At 55.4% G+C, this 16162-nt stretch carries 16 protein-coding genes; 10 read left to right on the forward strand and 6 right to left on the reverse strand.

Going from position 1 to position 16162, the window contains the following annotated elements:
- The first annotated feature begins 73 nt into the window (after positions 1 to 73).
- Positions 74 to 1291, forward strand: coding sequence for an aspartate aminotransferase family protein (locus tag FDW92_RS22120; protein WP_042312039.1), 1218 nt, complete (start codon positions 74 to 76; stop codon positions 1289 to 1291).
- 91 nt (positions 1292 to 1382) lie between these two features.
- On the opposite strand, the gene FDW92_RS22125 is transcribed toward FDW92_RS22120, so the two are convergent.
- Both FDW92_RS22125 and crp read right to left on the reverse strand, forming a co-directional pair.
- A complete protein-coding gene (locus FDW92_RS22125; protein ID WP_042312042.1) occupies positions 1383 to 3470 on the reverse strand; it encodes a YccS/YhfK family putative transporter in 2088 nt (695 codons plus the stop codon).
- A gap of 51 nt (positions 3471 to 3521) precedes the next feature.
- Positions 3522 to 4154 (reverse strand): cAMP-activated global transcriptional regulator CRP, encoded by a 633-nt coding sequence (crp, locus tag FDW92_RS22130; protein WP_000242758.1) that lies wholly within the window; start codon positions 4152 to 4154, stop codon positions 3522 to 3524.
- A 308-nt stretch (positions 4155 to 4462) separates the two neighbouring features.
- On the opposite strand from crp, the gene FDW92_RS22135 reads away from it, so the two are divergent.
- Positions 4463 to 4867: an OsmC family protein gene (locus FDW92_RS22135; RefSeq protein WP_006687378.1), complete on the forward strand. Its 405-nt coding sequence runs from the start codon at positions 4463 to 4465 to the stop codon at positions 4865 to 4867.
- Between the two features lie 46 nt (positions 4868 to 4913).
- On the opposite strand, the gene FDW92_RS22140 is transcribed toward FDW92_RS22135, so the two are convergent.
- The 4 genes from FDW92_RS22140 to FDW92_RS22155 form a co-directional block, all read right to left on the reverse strand.
- Positions 4914 to 5783 (reverse strand): phosphoribulokinase, encoded by an 870-nt coding sequence (locus tag FDW92_RS22140; protein WP_042312044.1) that lies wholly within the window; start codon positions 5781 to 5783, stop codon positions 4914 to 4916.
- Between the two features lie 53 nt (positions 5784 to 5836).
- A complete protein-coding gene (locus tag FDW92_RS22145; protein WP_003023615.1) occupies positions 5837 to 6055 on the reverse strand; it encodes a YheU family protein in 219 nt (72 codons plus the stop codon).
- Positions 6052 to 7074: a hydrolase gene (locus FDW92_RS22150; protein WP_042312047.1), complete on the reverse strand. Its 1023-nt coding sequence runs from the start codon at positions 7072 to 7074 to the stop codon at positions 6052 to 6054. The genes FDW92_RS22145 and FDW92_RS22150 overlap by 4 nt, the downstream gene beginning before the upstream one ends.
- An 81-nt stretch (positions 7075 to 7155) precedes the next feature.
- Positions 7156 to 7875 (reverse strand): NUDIX domain-containing protein, encoded by a 720-nt coding sequence (locus FDW92_RS22155; protein ID WP_042312119.1) that lies wholly within the window; start codon positions 7873 to 7875, stop codon positions 7156 to 7158.
- Between the two features lie 189 nt (positions 7876 to 8064).
- Between FDW92_RS22155 and prs the strand changes: the two genes are divergently transcribed.
- From prs to FDW92_RS22195, 8 genes are all read left to right on the forward strand, one after another.
- A complete protein-coding gene (gene prs, locus FDW92_RS22160) occupies positions 8065 to 8925 on the forward strand; it encodes a ribose-phosphate diphosphokinase (protein ID WP_042312049.1) in 861 nt (286 codons plus the stop codon).
- Positions 8926 to 8939: 14 nt separating this feature from the next.
- Positions 8940 to 10430 carry a nicotinate phosphoribosyltransferase gene (locus FDW92_RS22165; protein WP_137400702.1) on the forward strand — a complete coding sequence of 497 codons (1491 nt, stop codon included), beginning with the start codon at positions 8940 to 8942 and terminating at the stop codon, positions 10428 to 10430.
- Between the two features lie 197 nt (positions 10431 to 10627).
- A complete protein-coding gene (mdcA, locus tag FDW92_RS22170; RefSeq protein ID WP_038634792.1) occupies positions 10628 to 12283 on the forward strand; it encodes a malonate decarboxylase subunit alpha in 1656 nt (551 codons plus the stop codon).
- Positions 12283 to 13140 (forward strand): triphosphoribosyl-dephospho-CoA synthase, encoded by an 858-nt coding sequence (locus tag FDW92_RS22175; RefSeq protein ID WP_042312054.1) that lies wholly within the window; start codon positions 12283 to 12285, stop codon positions 13138 to 13140. The genes mdcA and FDW92_RS22175 overlap by 1 nt, the downstream gene beginning before the upstream one ends.
- A gap of 9 nt (positions 13141 to 13149) precedes the next feature.
- Entirely contained in the window at positions 13150 to 13449 is a 300-nt protein-coding gene (mdcC, locus tag FDW92_RS22180) for a malonate decarboxylase acyl carrier protein (RefSeq protein ID WP_042312056.1), read from the forward strand.
- Positions 13442 to 14275, forward strand: a complete 834-nt coding sequence (locus FDW92_RS22185; protein ID WP_042312059.1) for a biotin-independent malonate decarboxylase subunit beta — start codon at positions 13442 to 13444, stop codon at positions 14273 to 14275. The genes mdcC and FDW92_RS22185 overlap by 8 nt, the downstream gene beginning before the upstream one ends.
- Entirely contained in the window at positions 14275 to 15075 is an 801-nt protein-coding gene (gene mdcE / locus FDW92_RS22190; protein ID WP_042312061.1) for a biotin-independent malonate decarboxylase subunit gamma, read from the forward strand. The genes FDW92_RS22185 and mdcE overlap by 1 nt, the downstream gene beginning before the upstream one ends.
- Positions 15076 to 15200: 125 nt before the next feature.
- On the forward strand, positions 15201 to 16160 hold the full coding sequence (locus FDW92_RS22195; RefSeq protein ID WP_042312064.1) for an AEC family transporter: 960 nt from the start codon (positions 15201 to 15203) through the stop codon (positions 16158 to 16160).
- Positions 16161 to 16162 lie beyond the last annotated feature (2 nt).

Below are 16162 nucleotides of genomic sequence, written 5' to 3' on the forward strand. Positions count from 1 at the left end.
ATTCAGTGATTTTTTATTCATATTTTGTGATTATAATTTCACTAGCATTTCTGCTTAACAGGGTGGTAATGACATGGCAACTGAACAAACTGCGATTACGCGCGCGACATTCGATGAAGTAATTCTGCCGATTTATGCACCGGCTGAGTTTATCCCGGTAAAAGGAAAAGGGAGTCGAGTCTGGGATCAACAGGGCAAAGAGTATGTTGATTTTGCGGGCGGCATTGCAGTTACCGCGTTAGGGCATTGCCATCCGGCGCTGGTTGAGGCGTTAAAAACCCAGGGCGAAACCCTGTGGCACACCAGTAACGTTTTCACCAACGAACCAGCGTTGCGCTTAGGTCGTAAAATCATTGATGCGACCTTTGCTGAACGCGTGCTGTTCATGAACTCCGGTACCGAAGCCAACGAAACCGCCTTTAAGCTGGCGCGTCATTATGCCTGCGTGCGCCACAGCCCGTTCAAAACCAAAATCATTGCCTTCCATAATGCGTTTCACGGTCGTTCGCTGTTTACCGTATCTGTCGGTGGGCAACCGAAATATTCCGACGGCTTTGGACCAAAACCGGCGGATATCATCCATGTGCCGTTTAACGATCTGCATGCGGTCAAAGCGGTGATGGACGATCATACCTGCGCGGTGGTGGTTGAGCCTATTCAGGGTGAAGGCGGCGTTACCGCGGCGACACCTGAATTCCTGCACGGTCTGCGTGAACTTTGCGATCAACACCAGGCGCTGCTGGTCTTTGATGAAGTGCAGTGTGGGATGGGGCGTACCGGCGATTTATTTGCCTATATGCACTACGGCGTGACGCCGGATATCCTCACCAGCGCCAAGGCTCTCGGCGGTGGCTTCCCGGTGAGCGCCATGCTGACCACCCAGGAAATTGCCTCCGCGTTCCATGTGGGTTCGCACGGCTCCACTTACGGCGGTAATCCACTGGCCTGTGCAGTTGCAGATGCCGCGTTTGATATCATCAACACCCCGGAAGTGCTGGAAGGTATTCAGGGCAAACGTCAGAAGTTTGTGCAGCATTTGCAGCAGATTAATCAGCAGTTCGATATTTTCAGCGATATTCGCGGCATGGGGCTGCTGATTGGCGCCGAGCTGAAGCCGCAGTTTAAAGGCCGGGCGCGCGATTTCCTCTACGCCGCCGCGCACGAAGGGGTGATGGTGTTGAATGCCGGGCCGGACGTGATGCGTTTCGCGCCGTCGCTGGTGGTGGAAGACGCGGATATCGAGGAAGGGATGCAGCGTTTCGCGCAGGCTGTCGCGAAGGTGGTGGGCTGATTGCCTGATGGCGGCGCGAGCGCCTTATCCGGCCTACAGGGTAAGGTTTGATTCGTAGGCCGGATAAGCGTAGCGCATCCGGCAGTCGATCTTAACCTTTCATATCCCGCAGTCGGCGGCTCAGCCAGATGCCGTGGTGTGGGCGCTGACGCCATGCGACCGACGAAATGGTGTGCATGGTGTTCAGATGCCCCAGAACCCGCTGCAGATGCTGTTCCAGGGTGCTTAACGGACCGTGGGACAGCATCTCTGGTGCCTCGAGAATATTCACATCGCCCGAGCTTCCCGGTCCGTCATATTCCAGCCGCTGCTGACAGCGCTGGAGCGCGATTTCGCAGGACTCCAGATACCGCTGTGCCAAATCCGGCGTCAGCATCGTATGTTCCCTCGCCAGCGTGGTCATCGCGTTGATGTGTTCGACAATAAACTGGCTGTGCGTGACCCACAGTTTCATATCTGCCAGATAGTGCGAGTTAAATCCCGGCTCCTGCATTGCCTGATTCAGTGAGTTAAACAGCGTGTTATGCGCCTGGTTGACCCGCATGCGTTGATACGCCAGCGGCGTGGCCTGCGGATCGTTGCTGAGGATCAGGCGAATGGCTTCCTGATCGGCTTCTAACGCATCGTGGGCGTTCTTACGCAACAGACCACTCTGCCACTGCGGCCACAGCCAGAGCGTGCCGCCAAAGGCGATTAAGCAGCCAATCACCGTGTCGACAAACCGCGGTACGATAAATTGTTCCCCGTTAAGCGTCAGCAGTTGCAGGGTGTATACCGCCGTAACCGTAAAGCCAACGGTGGCCCAGCCGTAGTTTTTGCGAATGATCAGATAGCTGCCTAACGTGATCAGCAACATGCCTGCCAGCGTGAAACCTTCCTGAATATGAAAGTGCAATGTGACGCCCGCAATCACCAGTCCGACGAGCGTCCCCACCGAACGATGCAAAATACGCACCCGGGTCGCCCCATAGCCATTTTGCGTGACGAACAGGATCGTCATCAAAATCCAGTAAGGTTTAGGCAGATGTAAGGCGCTACCCATCAGGCTGGCGATACTCAGCATGACGCTTATGCGCCCGGCGTTACGCAGCGCCGGGGATTTCAACGACAGATAGTTTTTCAGCGCCGGGATCAACGGCAACCGCCGCTGTTTGTCTGCCATTAAATCACGGGCATACAGCGGGCGCTGGGTCCGCAGCACACGAGCAATACGGCTGAAGTGCCAGTAGCAAAATTGCCCCACCGGATTGTCCGGATGCTGGTTGGCGATTTTCTCCAGCGAGCCAATCTGCTTTTCCATTGAGAAACGAGTCGGTAAGCGGTGATACAAGATATCATCGGCCAGTACGCGCAGGCGGGCGGCGACGGTACGCGCGTTCCAGCGAATCACCTGTTCCGCGTGGCTTCGCTCGACCAGCTTTTGCACCTCTTCCGGCTGATGCAAGCTAACTGAAATATGTTCCTGCAAATCGAGCGCTTCCTGAAAGGCACGCAACAGTCGCTTGTATTCATTATTGTGATGCGCCGACAGCATATGCATTTGCTGGTAGCACTGGGTAATCAGATCCACCGCTTTTTGTTGACGAACCAGCAACGGAGGCAGCGCTTTTTCTGGATCGGCATGCTGGGTCAGCAGACTGTACTTGGCCTCACAGTAATCGGCTAATTCGCGGTACAACAGGCTGAGCGATTCACGCAGTGGCTGCTCACGCCACATCCAGAACCAGAACCAGTTGAACAGACCGTACCACAACGTACCCAGTGCATAGATCAGCAATGGCTCCCAGACGGGCATGTTCCCGGCAAGGCTTAACGTGAAAATTGCCGCGATGAGTGAGGCTGGCAGCAGTCGCGCATGCAACGGGCTTAGCTCGGCGGTTACGCCAAGAATTAGCGTCAGGCCGGTGAGGATGAGCGGCAGTGGTATATCTTGCGCCAGCAGTAACTGCATGATCAGGCTGCAACCGGCAAACAGCGATGCGCCAATAACTAAACGTTTAAAAAAGCGTTTATGCGGGGTATCAAGACCGGCAATGTTGCAACAGGCAGGGACGAGGGAAAACAGAAGCCCCAGATGAAGCTGACCAATGATAAGACCGACGGCCACAGGTAAACACAGCACCAGGGTCTGTCGTAGTGCGTAGTTGATCTCGGGGTGATAAATCAGTCTTCGCCACATCGGAGCAAACAAAAATGGCGCGCTACCGGGTAACGCGCCATTTCGATGGGATTAACGTGTGCCGTAAACGACGATGGTCTTACCGTGAGCGGAGATCAGGTTCTGATCTTCCAGCATCTTCAGAATACGACCAACGGTCTCACGGGAGCAGCCAACGATCTGGCCGATTTCCTGGCGGGTGATTTTAATCTGCATACCGTCCGGGTGAGTCATCGCGTCAGGCTGTTTTGCCAGATTCAGCAGAGTCTGAGCAATACGACCGGTGACGTCGAGGAAGGCAAGGTTGCCTACTTTTTCAGACGTGACCTGCAGGCGACGAGCCATCTGAGAAGACAGGCGCATCAGAATATCCGGGTTGACCTGGATTAATTGGCGAAATTTTTTGTAGGAAATTTCAGCGACTTCACATGCGGTTTTGGCCCGTACCCAAGCGCTACGTTCCTGGCCTTCTTCGAAGAGGCCTAATTCACCAATAAAATCGCCCTGATTCAGATAAGAAAGGATCATTTCTTTCCCTTCTTCGTCTTTGATCAGCACTGCCACTGAGCCTTTAACGATGTAATACAACGTTTCCGCTTTTTCACCCTGGTGAATCAGCGTGCTCTTCGATGGGTACTTATGAATATGGCAATGAGACAAGAACCATTCGAGAGTCGGGTCTGTTTGCGGTTTGCCAAGCACCATGCGCGGTTATCCTCTGTTATAAGCTGTCTCCAGAGCCAGAAAACGACGCTGCCTCTGGGTTTGCAAAAATGTGCTTCCCGCTACCTGGGAAGGGGGCTACTAAAAATATACTGCAGCCTGTAATGTGATGTCCTCTGCATACATGCAGTACGTCAATGTATTACTGTAGCATCCCGACTGTTTTAGCATAGCTTTCGCCGTGTGTCTCCTGGTGTCTCGCTTCAGCATGACGCAGGTCGCCTTCCGTTGCGAGAATTGTTATGTACGCGTAATCTGTCAGGAAAATTGAAACATTGGAGTTACGAATTATGCAAGCGCGTGTAAAGTGGGTTGAGGGGTTAACCTTCCTCGGTGAGTCCGCCTCTGGCCACCAAATTTTGATGGACGGTAACTCCGGTGATAAAGCGCCGAGCCCGATGGAAATGGTATTAATGGCTGCAGGTGGTTGTAGCGCCATCGATGTGGTGTCGATCCTGCAAAAAGGGCGTCAGGATGTGACCAACTGCGAAGTGAAACTCACCTCTGAGCGCCGTGAAGAAGCGCCGCGTTTGTTTACCCACATCAATCTGCATTTCATCGTCACCGGCAACGATCTGAAAGAGGCGTCGGTCTCCCGTGCTGTTGATCTCTCGGCGGAAAAATATTGTTCTGTGGCATTGATGCTGGAAAAGGCGGTGAATATTACCCACTCCTATGAAGTGGTTGCTGCGTAATACGTGATGCCCGATAAGCGTAGCGCCATCGGGCACATCCCGTACATCACTCTATCTTTTTACCTTCCATCAATCGCTGGACCAGCGGCAGCATAATCAATTCCATCGCCAGACCCATTTTGCCGCCAGGTACGACTAATGTATTGATGTGGGAAATGAATGAGCCTTGCAGCATGGCCAGAAGCCACGGAAAGTCGATCCCTTCCAGATTACGAAAATGAATGACCACAAAGCTTTCGTCCAGCGACGGAATGCTCTTGGCTGCAAAGGGGTTTGAGGTATCGACGGTGGGTACGCGCTGAAAGTTAATGTGCGTACGGGAAAACTGCGGCGTGATGTAATTGATGTAATCGTCCATTGAGCGCACAACCGAGTCCATCACCGCTTCACGCGAGTGTCCACGCTCGCTGGTATCGCGGGTCAGCTTTTGGATCCATTCCAGGTTAACGATCGGCACCACGCCGACCAGAAGATCGACATGCCGGGCCACATTTTGCTGTGGGGTGACGACGCCGCCGTGTAGCCCTTCATAGAACAGGACATCCGTCGGTTCAGGCAATGGCTGCCAGGGGGTAAACGTTCCCGGAACCTGGTTCCACGGTACGGCTTCATCGTAGGTGTGCAGATATTTACGCGACTGACCTGTTCCCGTCTGGCCGTATTCAATGAAGGTTTGTTCCAGCAGACCAAAGTCATTGGCTTCGGGACCGAAATAGCTGATATGCCGCCCGGCATCGCGCGCTTTGCGAATCGCCATGTCCATTTCTGGACGGGTATAGCGATGAAAACTGTCACCTTCCACCTCGGCGGCGCGCAGATTTAGCTGCGCGAAAATTTTACGAAACGCGAGGCTGGTGGTGGTGGTCCCCGCGCCGCTGGATCCTGTTACCGCAATCACCGGATGTTTGGCAGACATAACAACTCCATGAATAGGTTGATTTTTTATTATAGTCGGCCGTCGGCTACGGATTACTCGTGAATCTGCTTCCTCGGCATGATGTTGACCGTTTCATGCAGTTCGGACCACACCAGGACGGCTTCACCTGATTGTAGTTGGCGTTTGACGTCGGCGACTTTTTGTTCGAGCGAACGTTCATGTTCACCATAATCGGTGCCTTCGCGCAAGACAAAGCTTTCAATCAGATTGTCCAGCGCGTCCGGGGAGATGTCTTGCCAAGGGATAATCATGATGACGCCTCCAGATACGTTGTCAGCCAGTCGGGAATTCTGGATTCCAGCCACATCTCAGGGCGGCGCACCGTGCCGCCAATAAATCCGACGTGTCCACCGTGTTCAGTTAACTGGTACTCCACCTGTGAGGGCAGGTTTTCCGGTTCAGGGATCACGTGATGATCCATAAACGGATCGTCCTTGGCATGGATAATCAGCGTCGGTTTGGCGATCTGATTAAGCAATGGCATGGCGCTACACTGGCGGTAATAGTCTATAGCATCGGCAAAACCGTGGATTTTGGCGGTGATCAGATCGTCAAAATCACGAATGCGACGCAGGGATTTCAACTGGGTCAGACTCACCGGCAGCGAACCCGGATAGGCCTGTAGCTTACGCGAGGCGTTAGCTTTCAACAGATTGAGCAGATAGCGTTGGTAGACGCGTGAGAACCCCTTCTCCATATGGTAGCTACAGGCTTCCAGCACGAAAGGCGCAGAGACAATAACCGCTGCATCAATGGGAATGTCGTTGCCTTCTTTGGCCAGCAGGCAGGCCAGCATGTTCCCGCCGAGTGAATAGCCTACCGCCGCGGTCGGCACACGACCAAACTCGCGCTCCAGCCAATGTAAAAACCAGGTGCCATCTTCTGTTTCACCAGAATGATAAATACGGTTGAGACGATTTGGCTCGCCGCTGCAGCCGCGAAAATGCATCACCACGCCCAGCCAGCCACGCTTTTGCGCTGCTTCAATCAGGCCATGTGCGTACGGGCTGTTCAGACTGCCTTCCAGACCGTGAAAAACGACCAGGCGCGGTTTGTGCTTCGCCTGTTGCGGATCTTCACTCCATGCCAGATCGACAAAGTCACCGTCGGGTAATTCCAGACGCTGCCAATGGGCGTCGAACTTCACCTTGCGGCGAATTAAACGCGGCAGCATTGTCTGCAAATGGCGGTTACTGATACCGCGCATCGGGCGGAATTCTCGCGAATCATCAGTAGGTGGGATCATTTCTGTGGACGTGATTTCAACCATAACACCAGAGCAATTAATAATCGGAAAGAATAACTATACCGCGCGCAGCGCTTGCGGGTTAGCCAATATGTGATTTTGTCGCTAGTCAGTCAGCAGGTTACGCGAGAAAAGATGAAAATCGACGTCGGGCTTTCGTCGCCACAGGCGAGCTTTACGCGTCCCTGTCGCTACGCTTTCTCCGGTATCTTCAAACATTCCTGACGCTTCAAAGCGGCGAATCAGACTTTTACGCTGGATCGACTGACCGAGGATCACCTCGGTGGCTTCGAGCAGTTGCCCATGGGTAAATGTCTCCGGCAAGCAGTATACAGGCAGGAGTGAGTACATCGTTTTTTGCCGTAAGCGATGCAGGGCCGCCGTAATGATATCTCCGTGGTCGAACGCGAGTGAATAATTTTTCAGCTCATCAACCGGGACCCAACAGGCATTGCTGACGCTGGCTATGTGCGGCGCACAGTCTACCCAGGCGATTAGCGCAAACCAGGTAACCGTCAGACTCCAGCCGCGCGGGTCGCGATCCGGGCCGGAAAAGGTATCCAGTTGTTCCAGCCACGAAGGCAAAACACCTGTTTTTTCAGTGAGCTTGCGTAGCGCTGTGGCGCGAGTGGAGTCATCGTGCTCGATATCAATGAAGCCACCTGGTAATCCCCAACGCCCTTTTTGCGGCTGGTTTGCACGTTCAACCAGTAATACGCACAGCGCCTGTTGATGCAGGGTAAACAGCACGCTATCGACCGTCACCAGAGGTGAGGGAAAGCGGCGGGCATCGTATTGATTCAGGTAGTCGGCTTCGGTGGTCATAAAGTACTCACGATGATTTGCAACGCCCACAAGTGTACCAGTCCAATACCGGGGGGCAAGGTTCGTTTTTTCTTATTATTTATCAGTCTATTATGCCGCGGTCTAAAAAAATGCATTTTGTGCTTGCTTAATATGTGTCTTAGGGACATTATTAATTGTGTCTAAGGGACACAATTAAAGGTGAGCGTGATGAGCATAAAACTGACACTAACGTTGGACGACCAGGACTACGGAATGACGCACGGTGTTTTTCCTGATGGCGCCGTCTGGTTGAAGGTTACTGAAGTATTACCTCCCTTTGCTCGTCTGATGCGCATTCGTGCGACGGCAATGCGCGACATGAACGACTTTATGCTGTTGGCGCAACTGGTGGAGGCGGTTCGCCATCAAACGGATGTACTGGTCAGTCATCTCGAGCTTCCCTGGTTGCCGTGGGCACGTCAGGATCGCCATATGGTGGCGGGTGATAGCTTTGCGCTGAAAGTCTTTGCCAGCCAGCTCAATACGCTGCAATTCGATAAGGTGAAGGTGCTCGATCCGCACAGCGACGCGGCGGCGGCAGCTATCAATAATTTTGTGGCGATTTCACAAGAGACTTGCCTGCTGCACTGCGCGACTTTGCAGCGCCAGTTCCAGCAAAAAACGCTAATGCTGGTCGCCCCCGATGCCGGAGCACTGAAGAAAATTGATGCCGTTGCCAGAGCGGTCGGTGTAGCGGAGTACGCCGTCCTGAGCAAAAAGCGCGATGTAGCAAGCGGCAAGCTGACGGGATTTGCTTTAGTGGCTGGAGACGTGAGGGGCAGGGATATGCTGATTGTTGATGACCTGTGTGATGCCGGCGGTACGTTTATTGGTTCTGCGCAGGTACTCCGTGATGCAGGTGCCCGTAGCGTCAGCCTGTATGTCACCCACGGTCTTTTCTCTAAGGGCGTCGAACAGCTGTTTGCGAACGGTATTGATGCCATCTACACCACCACCTCTTTCGCTGCCCCGACGCTGGAACATCCGCAGCTTGAGCTTATCGACATTGACGCGATTTACCGCGCCTGAGGGAGATACTGATTATGAAAATGAACCCGATTCTGGCTATCGACGGCTATAAAGTTTCTCACCGCGTACAGTATCCGCAAGGAACCAGCCGCGTGTATTCCAACTTTACCCCGCGCAGCGATCGCTTTTTCTCCTCGCCGTTGGTGGATGGCAAACTGGTGTTTTTTGGTCTGCAAGGTTTTCTGCAGTGGTTTCTGGTTGATCTGTTTAACGAGGCGTTCTTTGCCCGTTCGGAAGACGAGGTGGTCAGGGAATACAAACAGGTTATGGACAGCTATCTCGGCAAAGATGCGGTAGCGGTTGATCATATCCGCGCCCTGCATCAGTTGGGCTATCTGCCGTTGCACATCAAAGCGCTGGATGAAGGCAGCAAAGTGCCGATGGCGGTGCCCGTTTTAACTATCATCAATACCCAACCTGAGTTTTTCTGGTTGGTGAATTACCTGGAGACCGTGCTGTCGGCAGAACTGTGGAAGGCGTCAACAAATGCCACCATTGCTCATCACTATCGTAGAATCTGCGCGCGCTGGGCACAGAAAACCTGTAGCGACCTGACGCACCTGGACTTCCAGTGCCATGACTTTTCCTTTCGCGGTATGGCCGGATTGCAGGACACCATGCAGGCGGGCAGCGGCCACTTGTTGAGCTTTAAAGGGACCGACAGTATTCCATCTCTGCTGTACGCCCGCGATTATTACACCGACGGCGAGCCCTATTTTATCGGCGCCAGCATTCCGGCGACCGAGCACAGCGTGATGTGTATGGGGGAGCGTGAGCATGAGATTGAAACCTTCCGCCGCCTGATTGCCGATCTCTACCCGCAGGGATTTGTGTCGATTGTCTCTGATACGTGGGATTACTGGCAGGTACTGACGGAGTACACCCGCGAGCTGAAGAACATCATTCTGGCGCGCGAGGGACGGGTGGTTTTCCGCCCGGACAGCGGTAACCCGGTTGAGATCCTGTGCGGTACTGGCGCGGATGAGGATACCCGAGCCGATCGTACGGCACAGGAGAAAGGCTCTGTGGAGGTGCTGTGGGAGATATTTGGCGGCACGGTTAACGCCAAAGGCTACAAGGTGCTCGACCCACATGTGGGGCTGATTTATGGCGATTCCATCACCCTTGAGCGGGCGAATGAGATCCTGCGTCGTCTGGAAGCGAAAGGTTTTGCCAGTTCAAATGTGGTGTTTGGCGTCGGTTCTTTTACCTATCAGTACAACACGCGTGACACCTTCGGTTTTGCGATGAAAGCTACGTGGGGAGAAGTCGACGGTAAAGGGCGGACGATCTTTAAAGAGCCGAAAACCGATAATGGCTTAAAACGCTCTGCCCGTGGTTTGCTGCGTGTGACGAGGAATGAAGCAGGCGATTTATGCCTGCATGACGAACAGACCTGGGAGCAAGAGCAGGAAGGGGAACTGAAAACTCGTTTTCTCAACGGCAAGCTGTTTAACCGTCAGCATTTCGACGATATCCGCCAGCGTCTGGCGGCGCACAGGTAATTTCCCGCAAGCGGGTAGCATTACCCGCTTCCTCCTCCCTCCCGGCGTAAATTGATCATCGTCACAAATGGTTACTTCAATTATTACTCTCAAGCTAATGATTCTTTCCTACGCTTAATTGATGACTTTCTCACCAGGGTGCACACTCTTTCCAGTGTTAAGCAATCAAAATGATTAGCTGAATCAGGAGGTTAATAATGTTATCTGGGCAAACGCCAGCACGAGTCTGGAACACCCGCCGCACGGAAAAACAGCGCCGTCTGGCTTCCGTTCCGGTGCAGGGTAAGGTGCTACCGACCGCAGACCTGACCGCGATGCTGGAAAAACTGATCGCGCCGGGTGACCGCGTGGTATTAGAAGGGAATAACCAAAAGCAGGCAGATTTCTTGTCCCGTATGCTGGCTGAGGTGAACCCGCAGATTGTGCATGACCTGCACATGATCATGCCAAGCGTCGGGCGCAGCGAGCATCTGGATATCTTTGAAAAAGGCATCGCCCGCAAGCTGGACTTCTCCTTCTCCGGCACCCAGAGCCTGCGTATCTCGCAGCTGTTGGAAGATGGTCAGCTGGAAATCGGCGCCATCCATACTTACATCGAACTTTACTCCCGTCTTTACGTCGACCTAGCCCCGAACGTGGCGCTGATTGCCGGTTATAAGGCTGACCGTAAAGGCAACCTCTACACCGGGCCGAGCACCGAAGATACGCCAGCGCTGGTGGAAGCCGCCGCGTTCCACGATGGCATTGTCATCGCGCAGGTGAACGAACTGGTGGATGACGAATGCGACCTCCCGCGCGTGGATATTCCGGGGTCCTGGATTGACTACGTGGTTGTCGCCGACAAGCCGTTCTTTATCGAACCACTGTTTACCCGCGACCCGCGTTTGATCAAACAGGAACACATCCTGATGGCGATGATGGCGATTAAAGGCATCTACGCGGAACACCAGGTGCAGTCGCTGAACCACGGTATCGGCTTCAACACCGCGGCGATTGAACTGCTGCTGCCAACCTACGGCGAACAGCTGGGGCTGAAGGGCAAAATCTGTAAACACTGGACCCTGAACCCGCATCCGACGCTGATCCCGGCGATTGAAAGCGGCTGGGTAGAAAGCGTGCACTGCTTCGGCGGCGAGCTGGGGATGGAAGAGTACATCCGCGCCCGTCCGGATATCTTCTTCACCGGTTCCGACGGCTCCATGCGTTCCAACCGCGCCTTCTGCCAGCTGGCAGGTCAGTACGCGGTGGATATGTTTATCGGCTCCACCTTGCAGGTTGATGGCTACGCCAACTCCTCCACGGTGACCCGCGGTCGTCTCTCCGGCTTCGGCGGCGCGCCGAACATGGGCCACGATCCGCACGGTCGTCGCCACGCGACCCCAGCCTGGCTGAACATGATCACCGAACCAGATCCGATGCAGCGCGGTAAAAAACTGGTCGTGCAGATGGTGGAAACCTTCCAGGCCGGTGTGAAACCAACCTTCGTTGAGAAACTGGATGCGGTAGACGTGGCGAAAGCCTCCGGTATGCCGCTGGCACCGGTAATGATTTACGGCGACGACGTGACCCACGTGCTGACTGAAGAAGGTATCGCCTACCTCTACCGCGCCAAAGATCTGGAAGAACGCCGCGCGATGGTCGCTGCGGTTGCCGGTATCACCGATATCGGTCTGGGCGTTGACGCGAAACGCGTTGCTGAGCTGCGTCAGAGCGGCAAAGTGGTCTACCCGGAAGATATGGGCATTCGTCGTACTGACGCCACCCGTTCGCTGCTGGCAGCCGGTAGCGTCGCTGACCTGGTGGAATGGTCCGGCGGTCTTTACAACCCACCTGCGAAATTCCGGAGCTGGTAATGAAACTTCTGCCCCAGATTCAGGTTGAAGGCGGTGCCGAATGGCTGGCGCGAACCGCCACGCAGTGTCTGATTGACGAAGCACGATTAAGCCCGAAACCCGGTCTGGTGGACAGTCGGGGGAACGGCGCGCACCACGATTTATCGCTTGCGCTAATGGAGCGCTCCGCGCACAGCCTGACCCCCACGTTTCAGGCGCTTGCGCAACAGAGCTGGCAGCGGCCAGCCGATATTGCGCTGAGACAAACCGTAGGGCGACTAGGCCGAGAAGGTGAGAAACAGATGATGGCCGCCACCGACGGCGTGAATACCCACCGCGGCGCGATTTGGGCGCTGGGGCTGCTGGTCAGCGCGGTGGCGATGCACGGCGGCGTGGGCAGTGCGCAGCAGGTAGCGATGACCGCCGCCGAGCTGGCAAAACTGCCGGATGCCGCCGCGCCGAAGGTCTTCAGCAAGGGGCTACGCGCCACCCACCGTTATCAGGTGCCGGGTGCCAGAGAAGAGGCGCAGCAGGCGTTTCCGCACATCATGCAGCGCGCGCTGCCGCAGCTTCGTTTAAGCCGCCTTAACGGCAGCAGCGAAACGCACGCCAGGCTTGATGCGCTGATGGCCATCATGACCTCGCTGACCGATACCTGCGTGCTGTCGCGCGCCGGGATGGCGGGGCTGGACGCTATGCAGGACGGCGCCCGCGCCGTGCTGAGCGCAGGGGGTAGCGCTCATCCGGCAGGCCAGGCGGCCTTAGCGGCGCTCGATAGCCAGATGCTGGCGCTCAACGCTTCGCCGGGTGGGGCAGCCGATTTGCTGGCCGCCACGCTGTTTCTCGATCGCATCGAATCGCCCTATTTAAAGCATTAAGAGGATGTTATGGAACACATTACGTTAACCGTACCGGCCAGCCGCACCTTAAGCGGCAAAGCGCTGGCAGGCGTTGTGGGCTCCGGGGATATGGAGGTGTTATTCACCGCCGACCAGGGCCAGACGTTAACCATTGATATCACCACTTCTGTCGATAACAGCACCCGCCGCTGGGAAGCGCTGTTCAACCGTCTGCAGACGGTCAGCAGCCTGCCGGCAGGCCAACTGACCATCCATGACTTCGGCGCGACGCCGGGCGTGGCGCGCATTCGTATCGAACAGGTTTTTGAAGAGGTGAGCTATGCGTGATGACCGCAGTTTTATCGAATTAAAAGCACGTCAGCGTGCACATGCGCTGCTGGATGAAGGCAGCTACCGTGAACTGCTCGACCCGTTTGAAGGCGTGATGTCCCCGTGGCTCGGCGCGCAGGGCATCGTCCCGCAGGCCGATGACGGCATGGTGGTGGCGAAAGGCACCATTAACGGCAAACCGGCCGTTGTTGTAGCGATTGAAGGCGCGTTCCAGGGCGGCAGTATGGGCGAGGTGTCCGGTGCCAAAATGGCGGCGGCGCTGGAGCTTGCGGCGGAAGATAACCGCAACGGTATTCCGACTCAGGCCGTACTGAGCCTGGAAACCGGCGGCGTGCGTTTGCAGGAAGCCAACCTGGGGCTGGCGGCGATTGCCGATATTCATGCGGCGATTGTTGATCTGCGCCGTTATACCCCGGTGGTTGGCATTGTCGCCGGGACAGTCGGCTGCTTCGGCGGGATGTCTATCGCCGCCGCACTGTGTAGCTATCTGATTGTCACCCGTGAAGCGCGTCTGGGCCTGAACGGCCCGCAGGTTATCGAACAGGAAGCCGGGATTGAAGAGTATGACTCCCGTGACCGTCCGTTTATCTGGAGCATGACCGGTGGTGAAGTTCGCTACCAAAGTGGGCTGGTAGAAGCACTGGTCAACGACGGTGTGAACGCGGTGAAAGCCGCCATGAACGAGGCGCTGGCGAAAGGCGTTCCGGCAAAACATCGCACCGATAACTACGACTGGTATCTCGAACGCCTGACCAACTTCGACACGCGTAAACAGGCCGATACCGAACAGATTCATGCGCTCTTCGCCCGGGAGGTGAAATGATGAGTAACGTAATTAGCCGTGGCGAATTATGGCTGGAAACCCTGGCGCCAGGTGCCAAACGTATTGCAGGGCTGTGCCCGTCCGTCCAGGCTGCCGACGGCGAGCTGAAGGGTGAAAACGTGCGCTTTATCGCCGTGGTTCCGGATGCCCATAACCACTACCCGCGCGCCACTAAAGGTGAAGTGGGCCTGCTGGAAGGCTGGACCCTGGCGAAAGTGGTAAGCGAAACCATCGCCGCCGATGCCGATAAAGCCGTGAAGCGCCCGATAGTGGCGGTGATTGACGTGCCGAGCCAGGCCTACGGTCGTCGTGAAGAGGGCTTTGGGATTCACCAGGCGCTGGCCGGAGCCGCAGCGGCGTATGCCAATGCGCGTCTGGCAGGCCACCCGGTGATCGGCCTTATCGTCGGTAAAGCGATGTCCGGGGCATTTCTGGCGCACGGCTACCAGGCAAACCGCCTGATCGCCTTCAACGATAAAGGCGTACTGATTCACGCGATGGGCAAAGAGTCCGCGGCGCGCATCACCCTGCGTACCGTTGAGGCGCTGGAAAAACTGGCGGCAACTATTCCGCCGATGGCGTATGACATCAGCAATTACGCCACCCTGGGGCTGCTGGAAAATCTGCTGGATATCAGCAATCCGGACGCGCCTTCTGCTAGCGATCTGGCGCTGGTGAAAAACACTCTGCAACAGGCCATCAACGACGCGCGTCAGGACCCGACGCTGAAAAGCCGTCTGGGCGCTGACAATCGCCGCAGCTCTGCCCTCGTACGCGAACGCATGCGAGCAAGCTGGTAAGTAAAAAAGAGACCTGCCGGATGTACGACTCCGTGGGTGCAGTGACAGCACCCGCGTGGGTCGCTGCATCTGAAAAATAACAATCATCGCGTCAGTGCTACTTCTTTTAAGATTACAGGTGAAATATGACTTACGTAATTGTTCATGCTCTTGCTCCGATTTTCGTCATCATGCTGCTAGGATTCTGGGCCGGGAAGGCCAAAATGGTGGACAACAAGAATGTCTCCCTGCTCAATATCTTCGTGATGGACTTTGCGTTACCCGCCGCGCTGTTTAGCGCCACGGTACAAACACCGTGGGCCGGCATCGTTGCGCAGTCGCCGCTGATTGTGGTGCTGACGCTGGCAATGTGGATTACCTATGCCGCCATCTACTTTATGGCGACCAAACTCTTCAAAAAATCACCGCAGGATGCCGCCGTGCTGACCCTGACCGTTGCGCTGCCAAACTACGCCGCGCTGGGTCTGCCGATTCTGGGTAGCGTGCTGGGTGAAACCTCTTCCACCTCGCTGTCCGTTGCCGTTTCCATCGCCTGCGGCTCTGTGCTGATGACGCCGTTCTGCCTGCTGATCCTCGAACGTGAGAAAGCGCGTGCGGAAGGCGGTAACTCCGGCTCTACGCTCTCCATGCTGCCGGTGCTGATGTGGCGTTCGATTAAAAAACCGATCGTGATGGGGCCGCTGTTGGGGGTTATCCTCTCTGCCATTGGTATTAAAATGCCGGAGCTGGTGCTGGCGGCCATTAAACCGCTGGGTCTGTCTGCTACTGCGGCGGCGCTGTTCCTGACTGGTGTGATCCTCTCTGCGCGTAAACTGCAGATCAACACCGTGGTGATCACCTCAACTATCGCTAAACTGTTGATTCAACCGGCGATTGCCTGGGGTATCGTGCTGATTTTCGGCCTGCATGGCTCCGTAGCGATTACCGCTATCCTGATGATTGCGCTGTCCGCGGGCTTCTTCGGTGTGGTATTCGGTAACCGCTTTGGCGTGCAGTCGCCGGATGCAGAAGCCGTGCTGCTGTTGAGCTCGGTACTGTGTATCCTGTCGCTGCCGCTGTTTATCTCGCTGACTTCAGGAATCTAAAT

The sequence above is a fragment of the Citrobacter sp. wls706 genome (assembly GCF_005281305.1).
Taxonomy (GTDB): Bacteria; Pseudomonadota; Gammaproteobacteria; order Enterobacterales; family Enterobacteriaceae; genus Citrobacter; species Citrobacter werkmanii.

Excerpts from the sequence above, each read along its gene's own strand:
- FDW92_RS22175 (WP_042312054.1), top strand. The coding sequence starts at position 12,283 with ATGAAACTTCTGCCCCAGATTCAGGTTGAAGGCGGTGCCGAATGGCTG.
- FDW92_RS22195 (WP_042312064.1), top strand. The coding sequence starts at position 15,201 with ATGACTTACGTAATTGTTCATGCTCTTGCTCCGATTTTCGTCATCATG.
- mdcA (WP_038634792.1), top strand. The coding sequence starts at position 10,628 with ATGTTATCTGGGCAAACGCCAGCACGAGTCTGGAACACCCGCCGCACG.
- FDW92_RS22145 (WP_003023615.1), bottom strand. The coding sequence starts at position 6,055 with ATGATTATCCCTTGGCAAGACATCTCCCCGGACGCGCTGGACAATCTG.
- mdcE (WP_042312061.1), top strand. The coding sequence starts at position 14,275 with ATGAGTAACGTAATTAGCCGTGGCGAATTATGGCTGGAAACCCTGGCG.
- FDW92_RS22140 (WP_042312044.1), bottom strand. The coding sequence starts at position 5,783 with ATGTCTGCCAAACATCCGGTGATTGCGGTAACAGGATCCAGCGGCGCG.
- FDW92_RS22150 (WP_042312047.1), bottom strand. The coding sequence starts at position 7,074 with ATGGTTGAAATCACGTCCACAGAAATGATCCCACCTACTGATGATTCG.
- mdcC (WP_042312056.1), top strand. The coding sequence starts at position 13,150 with ATGGAACACATTACGTTAACCGTACCGGCCAGCCGCACCTTAAGCGGC.
- FDW92_RS22135 (WP_006687378.1), top strand. The coding sequence starts at position 4,463 with ATGCAAGCGCGTGTAAAGTGGGTTGAGGGGTTAACCTTCCTCGGTGAG.
- FDW92_RS22125 (WP_042312042.1), bottom strand. The coding sequence starts at position 3,470 with ATGTGGCGAAGACTGATTTATCACCCCGAGATCAACTACGCACTACGA.
- FDW92_RS22165 (WP_137400702.1), top strand. The coding sequence starts at position 8,940 with ATGAAAATGAACCCGATTCTGGCTATCGACGGCTATAAAGTTTCTCAC.
- prs (WP_042312049.1), top strand. The coding sequence starts at position 8,065 with ATGAGCATAAAACTGACACTAACGTTGGACGACCAGGACTACGGAATG.
- crp (WP_000242758.1), bottom strand. The coding sequence starts at position 4,154 with ATGGTGCTTGGCAAACCGCAAACAGACCCGACTCTCGAATGGTTCTTG.
- FDW92_RS22155 (WP_042312119.1), bottom strand. The coding sequence starts at position 7,875 with ATGACCACCGAAGCCGACTACCTGAATCAATACGATGCCCGCCGCTTT.
- FDW92_RS22120 (WP_042312039.1), top strand. The coding sequence starts at position 74 with ATGGCAACTGAACAAACTGCGATTACGCGCGCGACATTCGATGAAGTA.
- FDW92_RS22185 (WP_042312059.1), top strand. The coding sequence starts at position 13,442 with ATGCGTGATGACCGCAGTTTTATCGAATTAAAAGCACGTCAGCGTGCA.